The 22,297-nt window shown below is 61.5% G+C and carries 25 protein-coding genes; 24 read left to right on the forward strand and 1 reads right to left on the reverse strand.

Annotated elements, in window-relative coordinates:
• Positions 1–324 precede the first annotated feature (324 nt).
• From G5S35_RS02980 to G5S35_RS03020, 9 genes are all read left to right on the forward strand, one after another.
• Positions 325–495, forward strand: a complete 171-nt coding sequence (locus G5S35_RS02980) for a rubredoxin (protein WP_008342674.1) — start codon at positions 325–327, stop codon at positions 493–495.
• Between the two features lie 390 nt (positions 496–885).
• Entirely contained in the window at positions 886–2,514 is a 1,629-nt protein-coding gene (locus G5S35_RS02985; RefSeq protein WP_065057248.1) for a hypothetical protein, read from the forward strand.
• A 299-nt stretch (positions 2,515–2,813) separates the two neighbouring features.
• A complete protein-coding gene (locus tag G5S35_RS02990) occupies positions 2,814–3,392 on the forward strand; it encodes a YqgE/AlgH family protein (protein WP_065057249.1) in 579 nt (192 codons plus the stop codon).
• Positions 3,389–3,832 (forward strand): Holliday junction resolvase RuvX, encoded by a 444-nt coding sequence (gene ruvX / locus G5S35_RS02995; RefSeq protein WP_065057250.1) that lies wholly within the window; start codon positions 3,389–3,391, stop codon positions 3,830–3,832. The genes G5S35_RS02990 and ruvX overlap by 4 nt, the downstream gene beginning before the upstream one ends.
• A 10-nt stretch (positions 3,833–3,842) precedes the next feature.
• On the forward strand, positions 3,843–4,394 hold the full coding sequence (gene pyrR, locus G5S35_RS03000; RefSeq protein WP_183038562.1) for a bifunctional pyr operon transcriptional regulator/uracil phosphoribosyltransferase PyrR: 552 nt from the start codon (positions 3,843–3,845) through the stop codon (positions 4,392–4,394).
• Positions 4,395–4,493: 99 nt separating this feature from the next.
• A complete protein-coding gene (locus G5S35_RS03005; RefSeq protein WP_110325568.1) occupies positions 4,494–5,513 on the forward strand; it encodes an aspartate carbamoyltransferase catalytic subunit in 1,020 nt (339 codons plus the stop codon).
• Between the two features lie 25 nt (positions 5,514–5,538).
• Entirely contained in the window at positions 5,539–6,828 is a 1,290-nt protein-coding gene (locus G5S35_RS03010; protein ID WP_074981697.1) for a dihydroorotase, read from the forward strand.
• A 10-nt stretch (positions 6,829–6,838) separates the two neighbouring features.
• Positions 6,839–7,600 (forward strand): lysophospholipid acyltransferase family protein, encoded by a 762-nt coding sequence (locus G5S35_RS03015; RefSeq protein WP_080180168.1) that lies wholly within the window; start codon positions 6,839–6,841, stop codon positions 7,598–7,600.
• Between the two features lie 60 nt (positions 7,601–7,660).
• Positions 7,661–8,476 carry a 2OG-Fe(II) oxygenase gene (locus G5S35_RS03020; protein WP_074981699.1) on the forward strand — a complete coding sequence of 272 codons (816 nt, stop codon included), beginning with the start codon at positions 7,661–7,663 and terminating at the stop codon, positions 8,474–8,476.
• Between the two features lie 45 nt (positions 8,477–8,521).
• Here G5S35_RS03020 and G5S35_RS03025 read toward each other — a convergent pair whose 3' ends face one another.
• Positions 8,522–9,373: a symmetrical bis(5'-nucleosyl)-tetraphosphatase gene (locus tag G5S35_RS03025; RefSeq protein WP_074981701.1), complete on the reverse strand. Its 852-nt coding sequence runs from the start codon at positions 9,371–9,373 to the stop codon at positions 8,522–8,524.
• A 385-nt stretch (positions 9,374–9,758) separates the two neighbouring features.
• On the opposite strand from G5S35_RS03025, the gene rfbB reads away from it, so the two are divergent.
• From rfbB to G5S35_RS39375, 15 genes are all read left to right on the forward strand, one after another.
• Complete coding sequence (gene rfbB / locus G5S35_RS03030) at positions 9,759–10,820, forward strand: dTDP-glucose 4,6-dehydratase (RefSeq protein ID WP_074981703.1); 1,062 nt, start codon at positions 9,759–9,761, stop codon at positions 10,818–10,820.
• Positions 10,821–10,832: 12 nt separating this feature from the next.
• Complete coding sequence (rfbA, locus tag G5S35_RS03035) at positions 10,833–11,726, forward strand: glucose-1-phosphate thymidylyltransferase RfbA (RefSeq protein WP_065057257.1); 894 nt, start codon at positions 10,833–10,835, stop codon at positions 11,724–11,726.
• The gene (gene rfbC / locus G5S35_RS03040; protein ID WP_074981705.1) at positions 11,711–12,262 is read left to right on the forward strand and encodes a dTDP-4-dehydrorhamnose 3,5-epimerase; all 552 of its coding nucleotides are present in this window, start codon (positions 11,711–11,713) and stop codon (positions 12,260–12,262) included. Before rfbA ends, rfbC begins: the two co-directional genes overlap by 16 nt.
• An 8-nt stretch (positions 12,263–12,270) precedes the next feature.
• A complete protein-coding gene (gene rfbD, locus G5S35_RS03045) occupies positions 12,271–13,167 on the forward strand; it encodes a dTDP-4-dehydrorhamnose reductase (protein WP_074981707.1) in 897 nt (298 codons plus the stop codon).
• Positions 13,149–14,084: a glycosyltransferase family 2 protein gene (locus tag G5S35_RS03050; RefSeq protein WP_074981708.1), complete on the forward strand. Its 936-nt coding sequence runs from the start codon at positions 13,149–13,151 to the stop codon at positions 14,082–14,084. Before rfbD ends, G5S35_RS03050 begins: the two co-directional genes overlap by 19 nt.
• A gap of 132 nt (positions 14,085–14,216) precedes the next feature.
• A complete protein-coding gene (locus G5S35_RS03055; RefSeq protein ID WP_074981710.1) occupies positions 14,217–15,074 on the forward strand; it encodes an ABC transporter permease in 858 nt (285 codons plus the stop codon).
• The gene (locus G5S35_RS03060; protein WP_074981712.1) at positions 15,064–16,422 is read left to right on the forward strand and encodes an ABC transporter ATP-binding protein; all 1,359 of its coding nucleotides are present in this window, start codon (positions 15,064–15,066) and stop codon (positions 16,420–16,422) included. The genes G5S35_RS03055 and G5S35_RS03060 overlap by 11 nt, the downstream gene beginning before the upstream one ends.
• 30 nt (positions 16,423–16,452) lie before the next feature.
• Positions 16,453–16,878, forward strand: a complete 426-nt coding sequence (locus G5S35_RS39365) for a hypothetical protein (protein WP_237181327.1) — start codon at positions 16,453–16,455, stop codon at positions 16,876–16,878.
• A gap of 53 nt (positions 16,879–16,931) precedes the next feature.
• Positions 16,932–17,201: a hypothetical protein gene (locus G5S35_RS39370; RefSeq protein WP_237181328.1), complete on the forward strand. Its 270-nt coding sequence runs from the start codon at positions 16,932–16,934 to the stop codon at positions 17,199–17,201.
• A gap of 9 nt (positions 17,202–17,210) precedes the next feature.
• Positions 17,211–17,888: an acetyltransferase gene (locus tag G5S35_RS03070; protein ID WP_074981715.1), complete on the forward strand. Its 678-nt coding sequence runs from the start codon at positions 17,211–17,213 to the stop codon at positions 17,886–17,888.
• A 118-nt stretch (positions 17,889–18,006) separates the two neighbouring features.
• Positions 18,007–18,981: a GNAT family N-acetyltransferase gene (locus G5S35_RS03075; RefSeq protein ID WP_074981717.1), complete on the forward strand. Its 975-nt coding sequence runs from the start codon at positions 18,007–18,009 to the stop codon at positions 18,979–18,981.
• Complete coding sequence (locus G5S35_RS03080) at positions 18,968–19,378, forward strand: sugar 3,4-ketoisomerase (protein WP_074981718.1); 411 nt, start codon at positions 18,968–18,970, stop codon at positions 19,376–19,378. The genes G5S35_RS03075 and G5S35_RS03080 overlap by 14 nt, the downstream gene beginning before the upstream one ends.
• 90 nt (positions 19,379–19,468) lie before the next feature.
• On the forward strand, positions 19,469–20,566 hold the full coding sequence (locus tag G5S35_RS03085; RefSeq protein ID WP_074981720.1) for a DegT/DnrJ/EryC1/StrS family aminotransferase: 1,098 nt from the start codon (positions 19,469–19,471) through the stop codon (positions 20,564–20,566).
• An 8-nt stretch (positions 20,567–20,574) separates the two neighbouring features.
• Complete coding sequence (locus tag G5S35_RS03090; protein ID WP_237181329.1) at positions 20,575–21,816, forward strand: glycosyltransferase family 4 protein; 1,242 nt, start codon at positions 20,575–20,577, stop codon at positions 21,814–21,816.
• Between the two features lie 110 nt (positions 21,817–21,926).
• Entirely contained in the window at positions 21,927–22,289 is a 363-nt protein-coding gene (locus tag G5S35_RS39375) for a hypothetical protein (protein ID WP_237181330.1), read from the forward strand.
• Positions 22,290–22,297: the final 8 nt, after the last annotated feature.

Below are 22,297 nucleotides of genomic sequence, written 5' to 3' on the forward strand. Positions count from 1 at the left end.
GGCTCGCTGCAAATGCAAGGCGGTTGCGGCGGACGGCGAAACGCCGGTTTGCCGCTGTCCGTTCAATTATGCCGCCTGGCGGCGCTCACAGGGGCCGGATGAGCCGTCTCGCGCAAGGGAATTTCGCATGACCGCCGCACAGTGCGCAGTTGGCGCGCACGCGAGGCGCGCGGCGTCACGGTTGCTAGGCATAAAAACGGCAACACGGTACCATCATGGCTCTTGTTTCCTGGCAGGTTTCCCCAACCGCCTTCACCTCGCACCCGCAGGGTCATCGACGGGTGCGGGCGTGCGGTTTTTTGGACTTTTCGACGCGGCATAAGAATGGAATATAGAAGCTGGATGTGCCTGATCTGCGGCTGGATCTACGATGAAGAAGCCGGTTTGCCAGACGAAGGCATTGCGCCCGGCACGCGCTGGGAGGATGTGCCGATCAACTGGACGTGCCCCGAGTGCGGTGCGCGTAAGGAAGACTTCGAGATGGTCCAGATCTGAGGCACGGGCCGGGAGCATCGCTTCCGGCTGGCCGAAGATCGGTGCCGAAGCTGGCGCCGAAGTTGGCACCCAAGTCGCGGCGCAGGCTGGCGCTTCGGCGGTTTCGATTTCATCCGCATGGTTTTTCGCGGATGCCGCACGATGATGCCAATGGCGCACCGGCTGCTTCTGCTTCGCGCACTTCGCCGTGCGTCACTCGCACGACCGGCGTGCGGCGCGCAAATTGCTCAGTGAGGGCTCGTCCGCGGGCCGCCTGAGCGTAGTCGAGGCCGCCACGCCCTCGCGCCGCCCGATGTGCGGCCCGCTCGCGCCGCGTTCGGCCGTCTCGCCGGGCCGCGGTCATTGCAACCCGCACTGCTACCGCATTGCAACTGTTCTCGGCGCTGCATCATGAGTCTACGTTCAACGTCGGTCGCCCCTTTCGACGCGCTGCCCAACCCGCGCGGCGGCAGCGTGCCGTTCGCCCTCGCGGCGCTCGCGCAGGCGCTGGCCGCGCTCGACGAGCAGCGCGACGTCGCGCGTCCGCTGCGCCAGGCCACGCGCACGCTGCGTGACGCGGGCTGGCTCGCCGCCGCGCGTTTCGCCGATACGCTGCTGCTCGCTTCGCCGCTCGCGCTGGCGGCTTCCGTCGCCGTTGCGCCGCCGCCGGGCTTGCCTGCGCGTCCCGCGCACGAACACGACGGTCCCGACGACAGCCACATCCGCACGGCGTTTCGCGATGCGCTGATCGAGCTGTCCACCGTGCTGGAGCGCCGCAATCTGCGCGAGCTGGCCTGTTCGCCGGCGCTTTACGCGCATCAGCGCGCGCTTGTCGACATCATCGCGGAGCACGCGCCGGGCGTCTCGCTCGCTTACGAGGACGTGGCGCTGCATGGCCGTCCGATCGTCGGCGCGATTCTGAGTCCGCAGCCTGCGCAGCGGCTCGCACAGGCGCGTGCGCGCTTCGAGGCGGCCCTGCTGCCCGCGCTCAAGGCGCGTCTCGGCAACGGCAGCCGCGCGGCCAATGCGCTCGCGGAGGCCGCTTTCGACGAGATGGACGCCTGTTTCGCCGAACTGACCGGCTCCGATCCCTACGACTTCTGGCGCCTCGCCGTCGCCTGCGGACGCGCGCTGCGGCGCGGCGTGACGTATTGGGGCGACGAGGACGTGCGGCGTTTCTACGCACGCTGCAATCTGCTGCTCAGCGAGCACGCACGCGGCTTGCGCATCGTGCCGCAATCGTTCGTGCGCACGGCGCTCGCGCTGTTGTGGCGCGATTACGCGCTGTTCGGCGCGTCGGCCGACGACACCGCCGACGTCGAGCTGCTGCATGACTATGGTTTGACCGTCGACTGGCATGTGGCCGGTACGCAGGCGTCCGAGGCGCTGTGGGAGGCGGGCAGCGCGCAGGCCGGCGCTCTCGCGGCGCGTGTTGCGCCGTCGCGCGATCTCGGGGCGCTCGTCGTCAACGGCAATGCTTACGAGGATTTCCTGCAGACCGCCGATGCCGCGATGCTCGCGCTCGGCACCCAGGCGCGGGCGCTGTCGCTGCGCGCCGATGGGACGCATGGCGATCCGGCGACGTCGCTGCTGGCGGCCGAGGCGGCGTACCGCATCGGCGCGGCGGCCTGGGCGCTCGGGCTTGGCCACGTGGCGTTGCTGGCGGATGCGCTCGGACTGGCCTGGCGGCGCGCCGCGCACGCGACCAGTACGCCCGCTGCACGGGACGCGTATGGCGCGAGCACGGCGAATCCCGCGCCGTCCGTCGAGGCGATCGAGTACGCCAACGAATCGCTGCGCGCGATGCTGCACAAAGTGGCGGCAGGCGTGGCGCAGCCTGACGCGACCCCGACCGTGCGCGCGCTCGGCGCGGCCATCGCGAGCGGGGCGGGTAGTCATTCGAGCAACAACGCAAGCAACACCGCAGGCAGCGGCACGAGTCAAAACGCAGCCGAAACCACCGGCAGCAGCGCCGCAGTCGTCTCGCCAGACGCGGTGTCATCCGCACCAGGCGGTGTGGATGCCGAGCTTCCGCGCTAAGGCGTGCGCGCCCTTGACTGCGGTTAGCGCCGGTCGGCCTGCCGGGCGCGTCGCGCTGGCGTGTTAGAGTGAGCAATTCCCCGCTATACGGAGCGCGGGTCGCGTGCGCGCAGGTCTCTGGCGGGTTGGAAGCAGGTTGCAAACCAGGCGCAGATCGGCCTCAAAGCGGCGGCCTCGAGCGAGCCTGAAACCGGTCGCGAACACGCCGCAAGCAGGGCGCGATGCAGGTCCACGGGACCTCGCGCGTCCGGCGCACCGGGCCGCCGCCATTCCGTATCGTCTTTGCTAGAATTCAAACCATGTCCAAGAGTAACGATCGCATCAATCTGACCAACCAGTTCCTGATCGCCATGCCCAGCATGGCGGACCCCACGTTTTCAGGAACGGTGGTCTACCTTTGCGATCATTCCGAGCGCGGCGCGCTCGGTCTCGTGATCAATCGTCCCACCGACATCGACCTCGAAGCGCTGTTCTCGCGCATCGACCTCAAGCTCGAAATCGAACCGTTGCTGCACGTGCCCGTCTATTTCGGCGGCCCGGTGCAGACCGAGCGTGGCTTCGTGCTGCACGCGCCGCGATCGGGCACGAACTACACCTCGTCGATGGCGGTGCCCGGCGGGCTCGAGATGACCACGTCGAAAGACGTGCTCGAAGCCGTCGCGAACGGCAGCGGTCCCGAGCAGTTCCTGCTCACGCTCGGCCACGCAGGCTGGGGCGCGGGCCAGCTCGAAGACGAAATCTCGAAGAACGGCTGGCTGACCGTGGAAGCCGACCCCAAGATCGTCTTCGACGTGCCCGCCGAAGAGCGCTTCGAAGCGGCGCTCGCGCTGCTCGGCATTTCCTCGACGATGCTCTCGGGCGAAGCGGGTCACGCATGAGCGTGGCCGCGAAGCGAGGCGCCGCCGAGGCGACCTTGCTGGCGTTCGATTACGGCGAAAAGCGCATCGGCGTCGCGCTCGGCAACGTGCTCACGCACAGCGCCCGCGCGCTCACCGTGATTCCCAACAAGAGCAGGGAATATCGGTTCGAAGCCATCGGCGCACTGCTGCGCGAGTGGCAGCCGGACCTGCTCGTGGTCGGCCTGCCGCGCCATCCCGACGGCACGCCGCACGCCATGACGCAGCTCGCCACGCGCTTCGGCAATCAACTGAATGGCCGCTTCAATCTGCCCGTCGTGTGGGTGGACGAGCGCTATTCGTCGGTCGACGCCGAGGCGCGTCTGCGCGAGCGCGGCGAACGCGCCGAGCACATCGACGCCGAAGCCGCCTGCGTGATTCTGCAGCAATATCTCGACGAACATTCGTCGCAACCCCTCTGACGCGCCCGTGATGAGCCCACCCGACGCCGAGGCGCTGTACCGCGCCGTTCTCGACCAGATCCGCGCGGCGTATCTCAGCGATGCGGCGAGCAACGCCTTCAGCGCCGCCGGCGGCATCGCCATCGCCGGCATTCACAGCGGCGGCGCGTGGCTCGCCGAACGGCTCGCGCGCGATCTCGGCGCGCCGCATCATGGCGTGGTGAACGTCTCGCTGCATCGCGACGACTACGCGAAAAAAGGCTTGCACAGCGAGGCGAGCCCGACCGCGCTGCCGTTCGAGGTGGAGAACCGCCGCATCCTGCTCGTCGACGACGTGCTGCACACGGGCCGCACCGTGCGCGCCGCGCTCAACGAACTCTACGATTACGGCCGTCCCGCGTCCGTCGAACTGGCCGTGCTCGCCGATCGCGGCGGCCGCGAATTGCCGGTGTCGGCGCGTTTCGTGGGCGCCGAACTGGCCGTGCCCGCAGGCTCGACGCTCGTGCTCGCACGCGAGGGCGACGATGGCGACGATGGCGATCAGGGCCGCTTCGCGTTCAGGATCGACGCGAACGCCGCCTGATCCGCGAGGCCACGCGCGCTGCGCAATGCGCACGACGTGGCCCGCCTCAGATACACCCAACTTTCTCCCGACTCCGATCTCACCGCAGGACGCATCGCGATGAACACACAGCCCACGCCCGCTTCGCCCGATCGCGGCGACTCGCGCTTTCGCTACGGCTTTCTGAAGGGCAATCCGCAGCTCACGAAAAACGGCGAGCTCAAGCATCTGCTCTCGATCGAAGGACTGCCGCGCAAGATTCTCACGCACATTCTCGACACGGCCACGCAGTTCGTCAGCGTGACCGACCGCGACGTGAAAAAGGTCCCGCTGCTGCGCGGCAAGTCGGTGTTCAACCTGTTCTTCGAGAACTCGACGCGCACGCGCACGACCTTCGAGATTGCCGCCAAGCGTCTCTCGGCGGACGTGCTGAATCTGAACATCAACGCGTCGTCGACGAGCAAGGGCGAATCGCTGCTCGACACCATCGGCAACCTTTCCGCGATGCACGCCGACATGTTCGTCGTGCGTCACGCGTCGAGCGGCGCGCCGTATCTGATCGCCGAGCATTGCGCGCCGCACGTGCACGTGATCAACGCCGGCGACGGCCGTCACGCGCACCCGACCCAGGGTCTGCTCGACATGTACACGATCCGCCACTACAAGCGCGATTTCACGAATCTGCGCGTGGCGATCGTCGGCGACATCCTGCATTCGCGCGTGGCGCGCTCGGACATCCACGCGCTCACCACGCTCGGCGTGCCGGAAGTGCGCGCGATCGGTCCGCGCACGCTGCTGCCGGGCGGCCTCGAACAGATGGGCGTGCGCGTGTTCCACAACCTCGACGAAGGGCTCAAGGATGTGGACGTCATCATCATGCTGCGGTTGCAGAACGAGCGCATGAGCGGCGCGCTGCTGCCGTCGGCGCAGGAGTATTTCAAGAGCTGGGGGCTCACGCCCGAGCGTCTCGCGCTCGCCGCGCCCGACGCGATCGTGATGCACCCCGGTCCGATGAACCGCGGCGTCGAAATCGACTCGCAGGTCGCGGACGGCCCGCAGTCGGTGATTCTCGATCAGGTGAGTTTCGGCATCGCGGTGCGCATGGCGGTGATGGGCATCGTCGCCGGTAACAACGATTAATGCAGCAGGGCAGACAGGGCAGCGCATGAAGATTCATATTCAAGGCGGCACGCTGATCGATCCGGCGAGCGGCGAACAGACGCGTCGGGACGTGTTCATCGAAGCGGGCAAGATCGCCGCGCTCGGCGACGCGCCCGCGGGCTTTCACGCGGATCGCACGATCGACGCGAACGGACTCATGGTCGCGCCGGGTTTCGTCGACCTGAGCGCGCGGCTGCGCGAGCCGGGCTACGAGCACAAGGCCACGCTCGACTCCGAAATGGCGGCCGCGCTGGCGGGCGGCGTGACGAGCCTCGTGTGTCCGCCGGACACCGATCCGGTGCTCGACGAAGCGGGCCTCGTGGAGATGCTCAAGTACCGCGCGGGCAAGCTCGAACGCGCGCACGTGCATCCGCTCGGCGCGCTCACGGTCGGGCTCAAGGGGCAGGTGATCACCGAGATGGTGTCGCTGACCGAGGCGGGCTGTATCGGCTTCACGCAGGCCGATCAGCCGATCGTCGATACCTCGGTGCTGCTGCGCGCGCTGCAATACGCGAGCACGTACGGTTACGCGGTGTGGCTGCGTCCGCAGGATGCGTATCTCTCGAAGGGCGGCGTGGCCGCGAGCGGCGCGCTGGCGTCGCGCCTTGGGCTGTCGGGCGTGCCGCAGAGCGCGGAAACCATCGCGCTCTTCACGCTGTTCGAGATGATGCGCGTGACGGGCGCGCGCGTGCATGTGCAGCATCTGTCGTCGGCGGCGGGCGTCGCGCTCGTGCGCGCGGCGAAGGCCGAAGGGCTGCCCGTGACCTGCGACGTCACGGCGAACCATCTGCATCTGATCGACATGGACATCGGCTATTTCGACGCGCAGTTTCGCCTCGATCCGCCGCTACGCCAGCAACGCGACCGCGAGGCGCTGCGCGCCGGTCTCGCCGATGGCACGATCGACGCGATCTGCTCGCAGCACACGCCCGTGGACGACGACGAAAAGCTGCTGCCGTTCGGCGAAGCGACGCCGGGCGCGACGGGTCTCGAACTGCTGCTTTCGCTGACCGTGAAGTGGGCGCAGGAAGCGGGCGTGCCGCTCGCGAAGGCGCTGGCGCGCATCACGTCCGCGCCGGCCGCCGTGATGGCGCACGAGGCGGGCGGTGTGAGCGTGGGCGCGCGTGCGGACCTGTGTGTGTTCGACGCGAACACGCACTGGCACGTCGAGCCGCGTGCGCTCAAGAGCCAGGGCCACAACACGCCGTTCCTCGGTTACGAGCTGCCCGCCGTGGTGCGCGCGACGCTCGTGGCGGGGCGCATCGGCTTCGAACGTCATATCGAACGTAACTGAGCGCATCGACATGAGCCTCTTCTTTCGCAAAGCCCGTCTGCTCTCGCATCTGCTGCGCGGCGCGTGGACCGTCGCGATGCGCTTTCCGCGCGCGACGCCCGAAAAACGTCACGCGCTCAATCGCGCCTGGTCGCTGCGGATGCTCGAGCTGTGCGGCTTGCAGCTCGTCGTGCACAACGACGCCGCGCGTCTCGACGCGGGCGCGCTGGTCGTCAGCAATCATATTTCGTGGATCGACATCTATGTGATCAACGCGTGGCGGCCGACGCCGTTCGTCTCGAAGGCCGAGGTGCGTAGCTGGCCGCTGATCGGCTGGTTCGCGCAGAATCTCGACACCGTGTTCATCGAACGCGAAAAGCGCAGCGAAGCGCGCCGCATCATGCAGGAACTGGCCGAGCGGCTGCAGCGCGGCGAACTGATGTGCGTGTTTCCGGAAGGCACGACGACGGACGGTCTCGGGCTCAAGCCGTTTCACTCGAACATGTTCCAGGCGCCGGTGACGGCGTGCACGCCGGTGCAGCCGATCTGCATCATGTACGAGGACGCGCAGGGGCGTCAGTCGCTCGCGCCGGCGTATATCGACGATCTGTCGCTCAAGGATTCGCTCGACGCGATGCTGAAGTCGGGGCCGCTGACCGCGCACGTCTATGTCGGCGACGCGTTGGAACCCGGCGACGATCGCCGCAAGCTCGCGGCGCGCGCGCAGGAGGCAGTGGGTGTGGCGTTGGAGACGATGCGCTCGCAAGGGCAGAACGTGGCGGAGCGGGCGTGAGCGCGCATGAGCGTGCGCGCCGATAATCAGCGAACCAGCAGCGAAAGCAGGACAGACATCATGGATCGTACGGAACTGGGCGCGCGCATCGCGCAGCGCCTCGAAGCGGAACTCGCGCGGCTGCGTGAGCAGTGGACGCAGACGGCGCCTATCAACCATTTCCATATCGACGACGTATTGCCGGACGACGTCGCGCACGAAATTCGCGCCGCATTTCCGGATGCGTCGAAGATGATGCTGCGTAAAAGCCTGCGCGAATTGAAGTACGTGTCGGCGCAAATGGATGCGCATGCGCCGCTGCTCGAAGAGATCATCTTCGCATTCCAGATGCCGCGCGTGGTCGAACTGGTGAAAGAGATCACGGGGCTGCGCTCGCTTTATCCGGACGAGCATCTCTACGCGGGCGGCATTTCGATGATGGGGCCGGGCCACTTCCTGAACCCGCATCTCGACAACTCGCACGACAAGGATCGCGCGCACTATCGCGTGCTCAATCTGCTGTATTACGTGTCGCCGGACTGGGCGCTGGAGAAGGGCGGCAACCTCGAAGTGTGGCCGCAGGGCACGAAGGCCGAACCGACCACGATCGTGAGCCGCTTCAATCGCCTCGCCGTGATGGTGACGAACCAGCACTCGTGGCATTCGGTGTCGAAGAATCAGAGCGCCGAGCAGCGTTGCTGCGTGTCGAATTACTACTTCTCCGATCATCCGGTCGGCGACGACGCGTATTTTCATCCGACGTCGTTTCGCGGTCGCCCGGACGAACCGGTGCGCGATGTCGTGTTGCAGGCCGACGCCGCCGCGCGGGGTCTTGTGCGCCGCGTATTCCCGAAGGGCGTCGCGGCGACCACGCACGTGTACAACAAGAAGCGCTGATGCCGACCGGCGCGCTGCACGTCATGCAGGCGCGCCGGGGCCGGTTCAAACCGATACCGCGCGGCAGGTTTCGCAGGGCACCTGGGTGAGCACGCGCTGAACCGGATCGGCGACCAGATGCACGGCCGAGAGCCGCTCGCCCCACACGCAGCCCGAATCGAGCCCGACGAGGTTCTGACGCAAGGTCAGGCCAAGCGCCGCCCAGTGGCCGAACACCACCGTGATATCGGCCGTCTTGCGGCCGGGCACGTCGAACCAGGGCAGGGTGCCCGGCGGCGCGGAATCGAGGCCACCGCTCGCGCTGAAATCCATCACGCCGTCGCGATCGCAAAAACGCATGCGCGTGAGCGCGCTGCACGTCACGCGCAGACGCTCGATCCCTTTGAGATTCTTCGACCAGCGGCTCGGCTCGTTGCCGTATAGACCCGCGAGCGTTTCCTTCCAGTTGTCGCGCCGTAGCGCTTTTTCCAGATCGCGAGCGAGTTCCATCGTCAGACCGACGTCCCACTGCGGCAGCACGCCCGCGTGCACCATCAGCATGCCGTTCTCGTAGTGCGCGATCGGGCGATGACGGACCCAGTGCAGCAGATCGTCGGCGTCAGGCGCATTGAGAATGTCGTCGATCGTGTCGCCTTTTTTCGACTTGCGGATGCCCGCCGACACCGATAGCAGATGCAGATCGTGATTGCCGAGCACCGCCACGCCGCGCTCGCCCAGCGCGATCACCTCGCGCAGCGTCGCCAGCGATTCGGGGCCACGATTGATGAGGTCGCCGGCGAACCACAGCGGCGTGTCGGGCGAGGGCGCGGCCTTGGCGAGCAGTTCGCGAAACGGCGTGAGGCAACCCTGGAGATCGCCGAAGGCAAGAGGAGCGGGAGACGGCGCGTGCTTGGTCATGAATCGGAATCAGTTGCAGTACAAGTTGCAGTACAACGCGGTGCGCACGAAGAAGGGAGTGACGGTATCACAGGAATACTTTTGTCGCGTGATCGCACCTGAATTTGACATCATCGAGACAGATGAGCCGCGAGGCAGCGTAGAAAAGGCGCGGTAAGTGTCGGATTAAATTTTGTCAAGCTGTTTCAAGATGTTAGCGGTATGGTTTTCGCTTCCGCTGGCCTTATAATTGCAAGGATAAAATCAGAGCCAGAGTATGCTGAGTGGGTAATTTCTGGCGTTTTTGGCGTCAAAAGTCCCTTTTTTACAGCATTCTTTCGCGCATCTGGCGGCCGGGGTGGTAACGCCAGACCTGCAATCCAACACGCGACAAGAAAGGAGTTCCATGATTCTCGTAACGGGCGGTGCCGGCTTTATCGGCGCCAATTTTGTGCTTGATTGGCTGAGCCAGGCCGACGAAGCCGTTCTCAACGTAGACAAGCTGACCTACGCGGGCAATCTTGGGACGTTGAAGTCGTTGCAGGGCAACCCGAAGCACGTGTTCGCCCGTGTGGACATCTGCGACCGCGAGGCGCTCGACACGCTGTTCGCCGAGCACAAGCCGCGCGCCGTGCTGCATTTCGCCGCGGAAAGCCACGTCGACCGCTCGATTCATGGTCCGGCCGATTTTGTTCAGACGAATGTGGTCGGTACCTTCACGCTGCTCGAAGCCACGCGTCAGTACTGGAACACGCTGCCCGAAGCCGAGAAAGCCGCTTTCCGCTTCCTGCACGTCTCGACCGACGAAGTGTTCGGCTCGCTTTCCGCGACCGATCCGCAGTTCTCGGAAACCACGCCGTACGCGCCCAACAGCCCGTACTCGGCCACCAAAGCCGGTTCCGACCATCTCGTACGCGCCTACCATCACACGTATGGTCTGCCTGTGCTCACGACCAACTGCTCGAACAATTACGGTCCGTACCAGTTCCCCGAAAAGCTCATTCCGCTGATGATCGCCAACGCGCTCGCCGGCAAGCCGCTGCCCGTCTACGGTGACGGTCAGAACGTGCGCGACTGGCTTTACGTGGGTGATCATTGCAGCGCGATCCGCGAAGTGCTCGCGCGCGGCAAGAGCGGCGAAACGTACAACGTCGGCGGCTGGAACGAGAAGAAGAACCTCGAAGTCGTGCACACGCTGTGCGACCTGCTCGACGAAATGCGTCCGAAGGCAGCCGGCTCGTATCGCGATCAGATTACCTACGTGACGGATCGCCCGGGTCACGACCGCCGCTACGCAATCGACGCGCGCAAGCTCGAACGCGAACTCGGCTGGAAGCCCGCGGAAACCTTTGAAACCGGTCTCGCGAAGACGGTGCGCTGGTATCTGGACAACCAGGCATGGGCCGACGAAGTCGCTTCGGGCGACTATCGCAAGTGGGTCGAAACCAACTACGCGCAACGCACGTAAAAGGCGGTCGACATGGCTCGTAAAGGCATTATTCTCGCCGGCGGTTCCGGCACGCGGCTCTATCCGATCACCCACGCAGTCTCGAAGCAGCTGCTGCCGGTGTACGACAAGCCGATGATCTACTACCCGCTGTCGACGCTGATGATCGCGGGCATTCGCGACGTGCTCATCATCTCGACGCCGCAGGACACGCCGCGTTTCGAGGCGATGCTCGGCGACGGCAGCCAGTGGGGCATGAACATCCAGTACGCGGTGCAGCCCTCGCCGGACGGCCTCGCGCAGGCGTTCATCATCGGTAAGGATTTCGTCGGCAATGATCCGTCGGCGCTCATTCTTGGCGATAACATTTTCTACGGTCACGATCTCGCGAAGCAGCTCGAGCGCGCCGATGCGCAAGAGGCGGGCGCCACGGTCTTCGCTTATCACGTGCATGACCCGGAACGCTACGGCGTGGTCGAATTCGACAAGGGTTTTCGTGCGCTGTCGATCGAAGAAAAGCCCGAGCAGCCGCGTTCGAATTACGCGGTCACGGGTCTGTACTTCTACGACAACCGCGTGTGCGATATTGCGGCGGACATCAAGCCGTCGCCGCGCGGCGAGCTGGAAATCACCGACGTCAACTCGCGCTATCTGAGCGACGGCGCGCTGAATGTCGAGATCATGGGCCGCGGCTATGCGTGGCTCGACACCGGTACGCACGACTCGCTGATCGAGGCGGCAACGTTCATCGCCACGCTGCAGAAGCGTCAGGGTCTCGTGGTCGCCTGTCCTGAGGAAATCGCGTTTCGCCGCGGCTGGATCGGCGCGGAAGCGGTGGAGAAGCTCGCCAAGCCGCTGTCGAAGAACGCTTATGGCAAGTACTTGTTGAATCTTCTTACGGATCAGGTCGCATGGCCATCACGGTAACCGCTACGGCGCTCCCCGAAGTCAAGATCATCGAGCCGAAGGTGTTCGGCGATGCACGGGGCTACTTCTACGAAAGCTTTAACGCACGCGAGTTTGAAGAACTGGTCGCGCCTGGCGTCGTGTTCGTGCAGGACAATCATTCGCGTTCGGCGAAGGGCGTGCTGCGCGGCCTGCACTATCAGATCCAGCATGCGCAGGGCAAGCTCGTGCGCGTGGTGGAAGGCGAAGTGTTCGACGTGGCCGTCGATCTGCGCCGCGACTCGCCGAATTTCGGCAAGTGGGTGGGGGTGACGCTGTCGGCGGAGAATTGCCGTCAGGTATGGGTGCCGCCCGGTTTTGCGCACGGCTTCGTCGTGATGTCCGAGTCGGCGCAGTTCCTCTATAAAACGACCGACTACTGGTTTCCCGAGCACGAGCGCAGCATCCTGTGGAACGATCCGGCCATCGGCATCGAGTGGCCGATTGATTTCGAGCCCGTCCTCGCAGCGAAGGATGCGGCGGGCAAACTCCTGTCGGATGCGGATGTTTTTGCGTGAGGATGGCAATGGCGTCGTTTGAACAACCGACCATCCTGCTAACCGGTGTGAACGGCCAGGTTGGCTTCGAGTTGGCGCGCAATCTCCAGGGTCTCGGCAACGTCGTGGCCCTGGGCCGCGACAAGCTCGATTTGACCGATCTCGATCAGTTGCGCCGGGTCGTGCAGGACGTCAAGCCGCAACTGATTGTGAATCCGGCCGCGCATACGGCCGTCGACAAGGCCGAGTCGGAAGCCGGTCTCGCGATGCGTCTGAACGCGGAAGCGCCGGCCGTGCTGGCCGAGCAGGCAAAGAAGCTTGGTGCAGCGCTGGTCCATTACTCCACGGACTATGTATTCGACGGGAGCAAGGTCGGTGAGTACGAGGAAACCGACCTCACCAATCCGCAAAATATTTACGGCGAAAGCAAGCTGGCGGGCGAGCAGGCGATCGCGGCATCTGGCTGCTCGCATCTGATCTTCCGCACGAGCTGGGTCTACGGCACGCGCGGCAAGAATTTTTTGCTCACGATGCTGCGTCTTGGCGCAGAGCGCGATCAGCTGAGCGTCGTGTCCGACCAGTTTGGCGCGCCGACCTGGGCGAATACGATTGCCGCGTTGACGTCGAATGTGCTGGCGCAGGAAAGCGCGGCGGCCGATCGCAATGCGTGGTGGGCGGAGCACTCCGGTGTCTACCATTTGACCGCTGGTGGCGCGACTTCCTGGCACGGTTTTGCCGAGGCGATTTTCGAACTGGCCGATCTGGCCACGAAACCGCAGGTCAATCCGATTCCCGCGTCGTCCTATCCGACCCCCGCGAAGCGGCCCGTTAATTCGCGGATGTCAAACGACAAGCTGGCGCGGACTTTTCGCGTGAGGGCGCCGCATTGGCGCGAAGCGTTGCAGCTATGCATGACGGCACGCTGACGAGCGCATGGACGACTCACCGTGCTGGTGCGGTAGTCGTTTTCTACAATCCGGATGCGGCCTGCATCGAACGAGCCAATCGGCTCGCGTCGATGCTGCCTTGCGTCGTTGTCGATAACACGCCGAGCATGCGGACGGGCGCCAGCCTGGGGCTGTCCGCTTCGATTGAGTACGTGCCGAATGGCGAGAACGTCGGCATAGCGACGGCGCTCAATCAGGGTGTGGAATATCTCAAGCGCGCCGGTGCGGAAATGGCGCTGCTTTTCGACCAGGATAGTGAACCGTCGGATACGTTGCTGGCGGGACTTCCCGCCGAAATTGCGCGCGCCAACGAGCGAGGCGAGCGTGTCGCGCTCGTGGGTCCGGCCTATGACGATCCGCGACTGAGAGGCACCGCGCCATTTGTCAGGTTCCGGTACTGGAAGCTCGAGCGGCTGGTGCCCCAGGGTAGCGAGCCGATGGATGTCGATTTTCTGATCACATCGGGATCTTGCATCAATCTGCGCTTTTGGTCTGAAGTGGGTCCGATGGACGACGCGCTTTTTATCGATTTCGTCGATCTCGAGTGGTGCGTGAGAGCGAAGCAGAAGGGTTATCACATCCTGGGTCTGCCATGGCTGCGAATGAGTCACGAACTCGGCGGTGAGCCGGTGCGCATTTTTGGTCGGGCCTATCCGATGCATGGTCCTTTGCGTCACTACTACCAGTTCCGCAACGTTATCGCCTTGCTCAAGCGTTCGTATATTCCCTGGAGCTGGAAGACCACGGAATTGCTGAAGCTTCCTGTGCGGCTCGTGATCTATTCATTTTTCCCCGAACAGCGCTCACAGCACATAAGAATGGCGCTGGAAGGTTTGAGGGACGGGTGGATGGGCCGCCTGGGCCGCTATGGTGATCGCAGCGTCCCGCGCAGCTAATTGCCTCGCGCGCGTTTGAGCGCAGCCGGGGCACTCCCAATTTTGGTGTTACGTTAGCGTGGTCGACGACAGAGCCTGTAAGGTTCACGCTCGTCGCCACGGAGTTAAGGAGCTTACATTGGAGCTTTACGCATGAGCGCGCCGTTGACTCGGTCGGTCGACCCTCACGCAGCGCCGCCTTGTGGTCCCGGTTCTTTGATTCGAGGACTCTGGCGTAATCGTCAACTGATCGCCCAGATGACGCGGCGCGAAGTGCTGGGCCGCTACAAGGGCTCTGCGATCGGTCTGGCGTGGTCTTTTGTGCAGCCGTTATTCATGTTGACGGTCTACACCTTCGTCTTTTCCGAGGTGTTCAAAGCCCGTTGGGGAGGCGCTGGCGCCGTGCAAAGCAAAACCAGCTTTGCGGTGCTGTTGTTCGTCGGCCTGATCGTTCTGAACCTGTTCTCGGAAGTGATTAATCGGGCCCCTGGGCTGGTCATCGCGAACGTCAATTTCGTCAAGAAGGTCGTCTTTCCGATTGAAGTGCTCCCGGTTTCCACAATGGGCGCGGCCTTGTTTCATGGTTGCGTCAGCGTGGCCGTGTTGTTGGGCGCCTGTGTCGTCTTCAACGGCGGCATTCCCTGGACGGCGATATTTTTCCCGCTGGTGCTTCTGCCGCTCGTGATCGTGACGCTTGGGCTGGCCTGGGTGCTCGCGTCGCTCGGAGTGTTCCTGCGAGATGTCGGGCAGACCATTTCGCTCCTGACGACGGTGCTGATGTTTCTGTCGCCGGTGTTCTACCCCGTGACGGCCGTCCCGCCGCGATTCCGGCCATTCATCATGGCGAATCCGCTGACGTTTGTGATCGAGCAGGCGCGCGATGTGCTTGTTTGGGGAAAGTTGCCTGACTGGGCAGGACTGACTATTTATACGATTGCCGCCTTCGTCGTGGCATGGGCCGGGTATGCCTGGTTCCAAAAGACAAGAAAAGGGTTTGCCGATGTCCTCTGACGATATCGCCATTGGCGTGCATAACCTCGGCAAGCGCTACCAGATTTACGAAACTCCGCGTGATCGGTTGAAGCAATTCGTCTTGCCGCGGCTTTACAGGATGGCAGGCGCGCAGCCGAAGCAGTATTGCAGCGAATTCTGGGCGCTCAACGACGTCTCCTTCGATGTGAAGAAGGGCGAGACGGTTGGCATCATCGGGCGCAATGGCAGCGGAAAGTCGACGTTGTTGCAGATGATTTGCGGCACGTTGAGCCCGACGCAGGGGCATGTCGATGTCAACGGCCGGGTCGCCGCATTGCTCGAGCTGGGCGCGGGTTTTAATCCCGAGTTCACCGGACGCGAAAACATCTTCATGAACGGAACGCTGCTCGGTCTGAGCAAGCAGGAAATCGAAGAGCGTTACGACGATATCGTGGCCTTCGCCGATGTCGGGATGTTCATCGACCAGCCGGTCAAGATGTATTCCTCCGGTATGTATGTGCGCGTGGCATTCGCGATTGCCGCGAGCATGGACCCCGCGATTCTGATCGTCGACGAGGCGCTGGCCGTCGGCGATCTGGCGTTTCAGGCGAAGTGCATGATCCGTCTGCGTGAACTCATGGATCGCGGCACGACCGTGTTGTTCGTGAGTCATGACATGAGCAGCGTACAAAACATCTGTAGCAAGGTGCTGTGGCTCAAGCAGGGGCGTTCAGTCGCTTACGGTGACCCGAAGCAGGTGGTTGGCGAATACATCAGCGAGATGAATCTCGACATCAACCGGATTACGCAGGCACACACGGAAGAAGCTGAAGCCGTAGTCGATGTCGGGTCGACGTCCGTTGCGGAGTCGATTTCCCTGGAACCCGCGATGTTTCTCGACGGCCATACGCGCTATGGAGATGGTCGTGCGACGATTCTGAATGTCACGTTGATCGATCAGCAAGGGCGTCCCACGGAGCTGCTGGAGCTGCATGAGCGATTCACGGTGAGGATCATCGTGAAGGCTAACAACACGATCGAGCGGCCCGCTGTGGGTTATTCGCTGCGCGACTTCAAGGGTAACAAGGTCGTGGGAACCATGAATTCCAATTTCCCCAATGTGGAAATGCCGACATTCGAAGCGGGCAAGGTTTACTGCATTGATGTCGCGGGCGTCAATTCACTCGCACAAGGCGGATACACGGTTGCCGTGGGAGTCGAGCAGATCGTTCAGCAGAATAAGGTTCATCAGTATCTCGATGTGCTCGAGAATGCGAGAGTATTCCAGAGCACCTTTGGCTCCCGTGCAGAGAACATCTTCCCGGCGATGGTCTGGCAGGATGTCTCGTTCGAGATCAGGGAAATCAAAGCTGGCGTTGCAGTGTAAGTAAAAATTGTCGTTGCTAGAGGTGTGTCTATGGCGTCATCCAACCGGTTTGAAGATATTGGCTTCGAAGATTTCCGGCGCTTTGCGCAGGACCAGTCAATGTCGAAGTACGAGCGGATTGGTTTTCCCGACTCGTATCGCCAGGGCTATGAAGCGTCGATTTTTGCGGATATCTGCGGAAAGCTGAGTAATCTGCAGGCGCAGGGCCGACATGTCGTCGACATTGGACCCGGATGTAGTGACCTGCCGCGCATGCTGGTTGAACTGTGTGCATCAAACAACCATGCATTGACGCTGATCGACAGTCAGGAAATGCTCGACCTGCTCGGCGATGCGGATTTCATTGCCAAGGTGCCGGCGATGTACCCCAATGCCCGGACTGGATTGCCAGTCAGGTGGGTAAAGTCGATGTCATCTTGTGCTACAGCGTCCTGCAGTATGTCTTCGTCGACGTGAGCTTTTTCCAATTTCTGGACGTATCACTTTCCTTGCTCGCGCCCGGCGGGCAAATGCTGATTGGTGACATACCCAATGTTTCCAAGCGCAAGCGTTTCTTTGCGAGCGAAACGGGCAAGCAGTTTCATATGCGTCATATGAAGACGGATCAGGCGCCCGTCGTGGAGTTCAACAAAATCGAGCACGGCCAGATCGACGACGCCGTTGTAATGGCCTTGGTCGAGCGGGCTCGTGCCCAGGGCTTCGATGCTTATGTATTGCCACAGGGCAATGGGTTGCCAATGGCCAATCGACGCGAGGATGTCCTGATTGTCCGACCTTGAGAGCGCAAAATGACGAAGACAAGAAAGCTGGTGATCCTCGGCGACAGTGCATTCGCTGAAGTTGCCTACGAGTGTTTTACTCACGACTCGGAATACGAAGTCGTCGGGTTCTCTGTCGACTCCGCGTTTCTTACCCGGGACAGCCTCTTTGGCTTGCCCGTGGTCCCCTTCGAGGAGATCGAGCGTTCTTTCGATCCGGGCGAGGTCGAATTTTACGCAGCCCTCGTTTATTCCGAGCTCAACCGTCTGCGAACGCGTTTCTATCAGGCGGCGAAAAGTAAGGGCTATCGCGCCGCAAGCTACGTCAGCAGCAGGGCGTTTGTCTGGCATAACGTCGTGCTGGGCGAGCACTGTTTTATCTTCGAAGACAATACCGTACAGCCCTTCGTCAAGATTGGCGATAACGTCGTGCTGTGGAGCGGCAATCACGTCGGTCATCACTCGGTGATCGAAGATAACTGCTTTGTGTCCTCGCACGCAGTCATCTCGGGCTTTTGTACCGTCGGTAGAAATACCTTTATCGGTGTGAATTCCGCGCTCGCCAACAACGTCGTCATTGGTCCGGATAACTGGCTTGGCGTCGGGGTCAATATCATCAAGAACACCGATGCCGATTGCGTGTTCAAGGGTGAACAGCCCCAACCCTCGAAGGTTTCGGCGCGTCGCTTTTTCAAGGTCAAGGAATGATGGGGAATCGATTGGGCGCTCGCTGGAGCGCCACGAACCCGCCGTTCCTGCATGCGTTCGCGTCCGACGGCGTCGACAAAGGCGAAGTGCGGACTCTCCTCGCCGCGGAGTGGCTCTGGTGACCTTCGACGTTATCCGCTATCGGCCCGACCTGAGCGACGCCTGGGATGCGTTTTGCGCAAACGCAGTGAACGGCACGTTTCTGCATACGCGGCGCTTCCTTGGGTACCACGGTGACCGCTTCGACGACGTCTCCACCTTGCTGATGCAAGGTGACCGCATCGTGGCCGTCTTTCCTGCAGCGCAAGCCCGTCGAGATGCCACGATGGTGGTCAGTCATCCGGGCATAACGTACGGCGGCGTCGTTCACGACGGGACGCTGTGCGGCGAAAGGATGATAGAGGCGCTAGCGCTTTTGTCGGCGCACTACGGCGCGGCGGAGTACAAACGCCTGCGCTATAAGGTCGTACCGCATCTTTACCACCAGCGAGCATCGCAGGACGATTTGTATGCTCTGTTTCGTTTGCGGGCGAATCGGAGCCGTTGCGACCTCTCCTGTGCGATCGATCTGGCCGAGCGTCCGAAGCCGTCGGAGCGTCGTCGTCGGGGATTGAAAAAGGCCAGCAAAGTCGTCTCTGTCGCCGTTGGTGCCGAGCAAGTCGCAGCCCTGTGGCGAGTATTGATCGATAACCTCGAGCGCAAGCACGGCGCGGCGCCCGTTCATACCCTGGACGAGATGAAACACCTGATCGCCTTGTTTCCCGAGTCGATCGAGTTATTTTGCGCCACGATCGAAGGACAAGTCGAGGCGGGAATCGTTGTGTTCAAAACACCGAAGGTCTGGCATGCGCAGTACATCGCAGCGAGCGACGTTGCCTATTCGGTGTCCGCGCTCGATGCGGTATTTGAACGCGCGATTGAAATCGCCCATTCCGGAGGAATCCGATATTTCGATTTCGGAACGAGTAATGAGTCCGAGGGTACCGTTCTCAATCAAGGTCTGTATCAGTACAAGCATGAATACGGCGGTGGCGGAGTGGTACACGAGTTTTACGACATAGATCTATCAGGTAGCCACCATGCCGATTTCTGATTGCAAGATCATCAATTTTCCGAAGATCACCGACCCGCGGGGGAATCTGACTTTCCTTGAGGGGAACCGGCACGTTCCTTTTGATATCAAGCGGATTTTCTATCTGTACGACATCCCGACCGGCGAGTCGCGCGGTGCGCACGCGCACAAGGAGTTGCATCAGCTTTTGATCTGCTTGTCGGGCAGTTTCGACGTTGCGCTCGACGATGGTACGGAGCAGAAAACGGTTCACCTGAATCGCCCGTGGCAAGGACTCCATATCCCGCCGATGATCTGGGCCGCAGAACTCAACTTCGATCCTGGTTCAGTCTGCCTGGTGCTGGCCTCGATGGCTTTCAATGAATCCGACTATTTCCGGGAATACGAGGACTACTTGCGTGCAGTTCGCGCAAGCTGAATGCCGGAAGATCGGTGAATTTCGCCTGAGGAATGTTCGAATCATGCGGAACGACTATAGCGATTCCGTTTGAGAGTAAGGAGCACGATTGTGAAAGTACCATTCCTTGATGTCCGTAGCGCCTATCTCGAACTTAAGCCTGAACTCGATCGAGCCGTCGCACGCGCCCTCGATTCTGGCTGGTATATCTTCGGGGCCGAGGTCGCACAATTTGAAAAGCTGTTTGCGGAGTACACGAATGCGCGCTTCGCCATTGGTGTGGGCAACGGCCTGGACGCTTTGCGAATCGCCTTGATGGCAATGGGCGTGACCGAGGGCGATGAAGTCATCGTGCCCTCCAATACCTATATTGCGACCTGGCTCGCTGTGACGCAATGCGGCGCGCGTCCGGTTCCTGTCGAACCCGATGCGAATACGCTCAACATTGATCCGCTTCGTATTGAAGAGGCGGTGACCGAAAAGACCAAGGTTATCCTGCCTGTTCACCTGTACGGGCGGCCGGCTGACATGGGGCCGATCCTCGACATCGCCAGGAGGAAGGGGCTGAAGGTGCTCGAGGACGGTGCACAGGCACACGGTGCGCGATATCGAGGTGACATCATTGGCGCTCATGGCGACGCAGTCGCCTGGAGCTTCTATCCCGGCAAGAATCTCGGCGCCTTTGGCGACGCCGGCGGCGTGACAACCAACGACGCGGAATTAGCCGAAAGAATTCGCGTGATCGCGAACTACGGCTCGAAAGTGAAATATGTCAACGATGTCTGCGGTGTGAATAGTCGGCTTGATCCCATTCACGCGGCGGCGCTGGCCGAAAAATTGCCGCTGCTGGAAGAATGGAATGCGCGCCGTACCGCTATCGCAAACTTTTATCACCTGCACCTGAAGAATTCGTCAGTAAGCGTTCCTGCGCTCGATCCGGATTGTGTGTCGTCCTGGCATTTGTTCCCAATATTCTCGCCGCGTCGCGATGCGCTGCAGGCGCACTTGAAGGAGGCGGGAGTCGAATCATTGATTCATTACCCGATTCCGCCCCATCTGCAAGAGGCGTACGGATTCCTTGGTTTCCAGAAAGGGGCCTTTCCGATCGCTGAAGCGCTGGCTGACGAAGAACTCAGTTTGCCTATTGGCCCGCACATGAGCCTGGACCAGGCTGCGTATGTTTGTGAAACGATAATAAACTTCCAGTAATGCAAGACTTGAAACTCGACGGCCTGCAAGAATCGGTCGCGAATAGTATTTCTCAGGCGCGATTTGGCGATGCTCTGCTGAGCATCAAGTCGTTCGCCGAAGAGGTTATCAACGATCCGGAATCGATTGCTGTCGTTTTCGCCAGCCGGGAGATCGATAACCTGTGCACGGCAGTGGCGGATGCCTATTACGCCGACATTCATCCGGAGAAAGGTGGCTGTCAGGGGACCGTCGTTCTGGCGACGGAACTCGTCAGGGCCGGCGGCCACGTCGAGCTAATCAAGGACTATCTCGCGTCAGGACAATTTCCAGGGCCTGTCCGTGTCGTTCAGACGGATCTATTCAATCGAGTCGATCTCGCGCTGATCGCGGACTGGCAATCGCTTCTTGGCTGCGAAGTGTATGTCACGAGCCAGCCGGAACTCGACGGAAAACTGAGCGCGCTAACTGAAAAGTTGCGTGAGTGGAATCCTTCCACGATCTTGACGCTGGGCCATAACCAGGATGTCGTGTGCGTGGTCGGTGCCCACTTTCCGGGCGTCACCAACCGCTATTACATTCACCACGGGGACCACCATCTGTCTCTCGGCGTGACATGCGATGCGTTTCAGCACGTCGATCTGCACAACATGTCCTATGAGTTGTGCAAGAACGAGATCGGTGTGCGGCATCAACTCTATTGGCCGCTTGGCAGCAGGAATCCAGAGAGAACGAAAAACCGTTTTCTCGAGCGCGGAGCGCTGACTACGTGTTCATGTGGTCGAACGTCTAAATTCGAATCCGGAACCTACGATCTGCATTACGAGCGTGCTGTCGCGCGCATTTTGGCGGCGTCAGGCGGCTACCATATCCATATTGGTGAATTGCCGGAGACTTTCCTTCAGCGAATTTACGCGGAACTCGATGCAGCGGATGTCAGCCGTGATAGGTTTATTCACATCGAGTGGGTCGCTTCGTTGTCGCGCGCACTGATTGAACATTCGGTCGATGTCTATATTTCCTCTTTTCCGCTCGGAGGTGGAAAAGCATTGATCGAAGCGATGTCGGTTGGGCTGCCTGTCGTTACCCACGACTCTTACCGTTCTCGCTATCACGGTGGTGGCGATCTCACCTATCCGGGAAGCTTTTCCTGGGTGGAGTATGAGGATCTCAAAAATATTTTGAGCGTTGGGACGAACCGCTGCTTAAACAGCACAGTGAGGCCGCATTACAGCACTTTCGCCGCTACTACTCCGAAGAGGCGTTCTTGAGTGCCGTCGCGAGCGGCGCTGATTGCGCACAGCATGTACCACCACTGCGTCGCTATCGCCAGAATCACTTGAAGAATTATCTCGATTTTCGGCGTAGGCGGACGGAGAGAATGGGGCACCTTGAAACCGAAAATGCGCGAATTCTCGCTGAGTGGCAAAAAGTTTTCACAGCGTATGATCGATGTGTGAAAACGATTGATGAAGTCGTAGCCGAGAAGGACAGAGTCTTTGCAGAGTGGCAGAAGGTCCACCTAGCGTATGAGGAGTGCAAAGGAGTGATTGCACGCCAACAGATCGCCATTGAACAGTTGACGCAAGATAGAGATGCTTTAAACGCCTCATATGCTGCAATGAATGCCTCACACGCTGCGATCGTTCAGGATATCATGGATCGCCAGCTCAGAGATAAAGAGCGCTCGTCTACGTTGGGCAGCAAATTCAGGAGGTTGTTGGCTGTCGTGTTGGGGAAATAAAGCTGGAT

Source organism: Paraburkholderia tropica, assembly GCF_014171495.1.
Taxonomy (GTDB): Bacteria; Pseudomonadota; Gammaproteobacteria; order Burkholderiales; family Burkholderiaceae; genus Paraburkholderia; species Paraburkholderia tropica.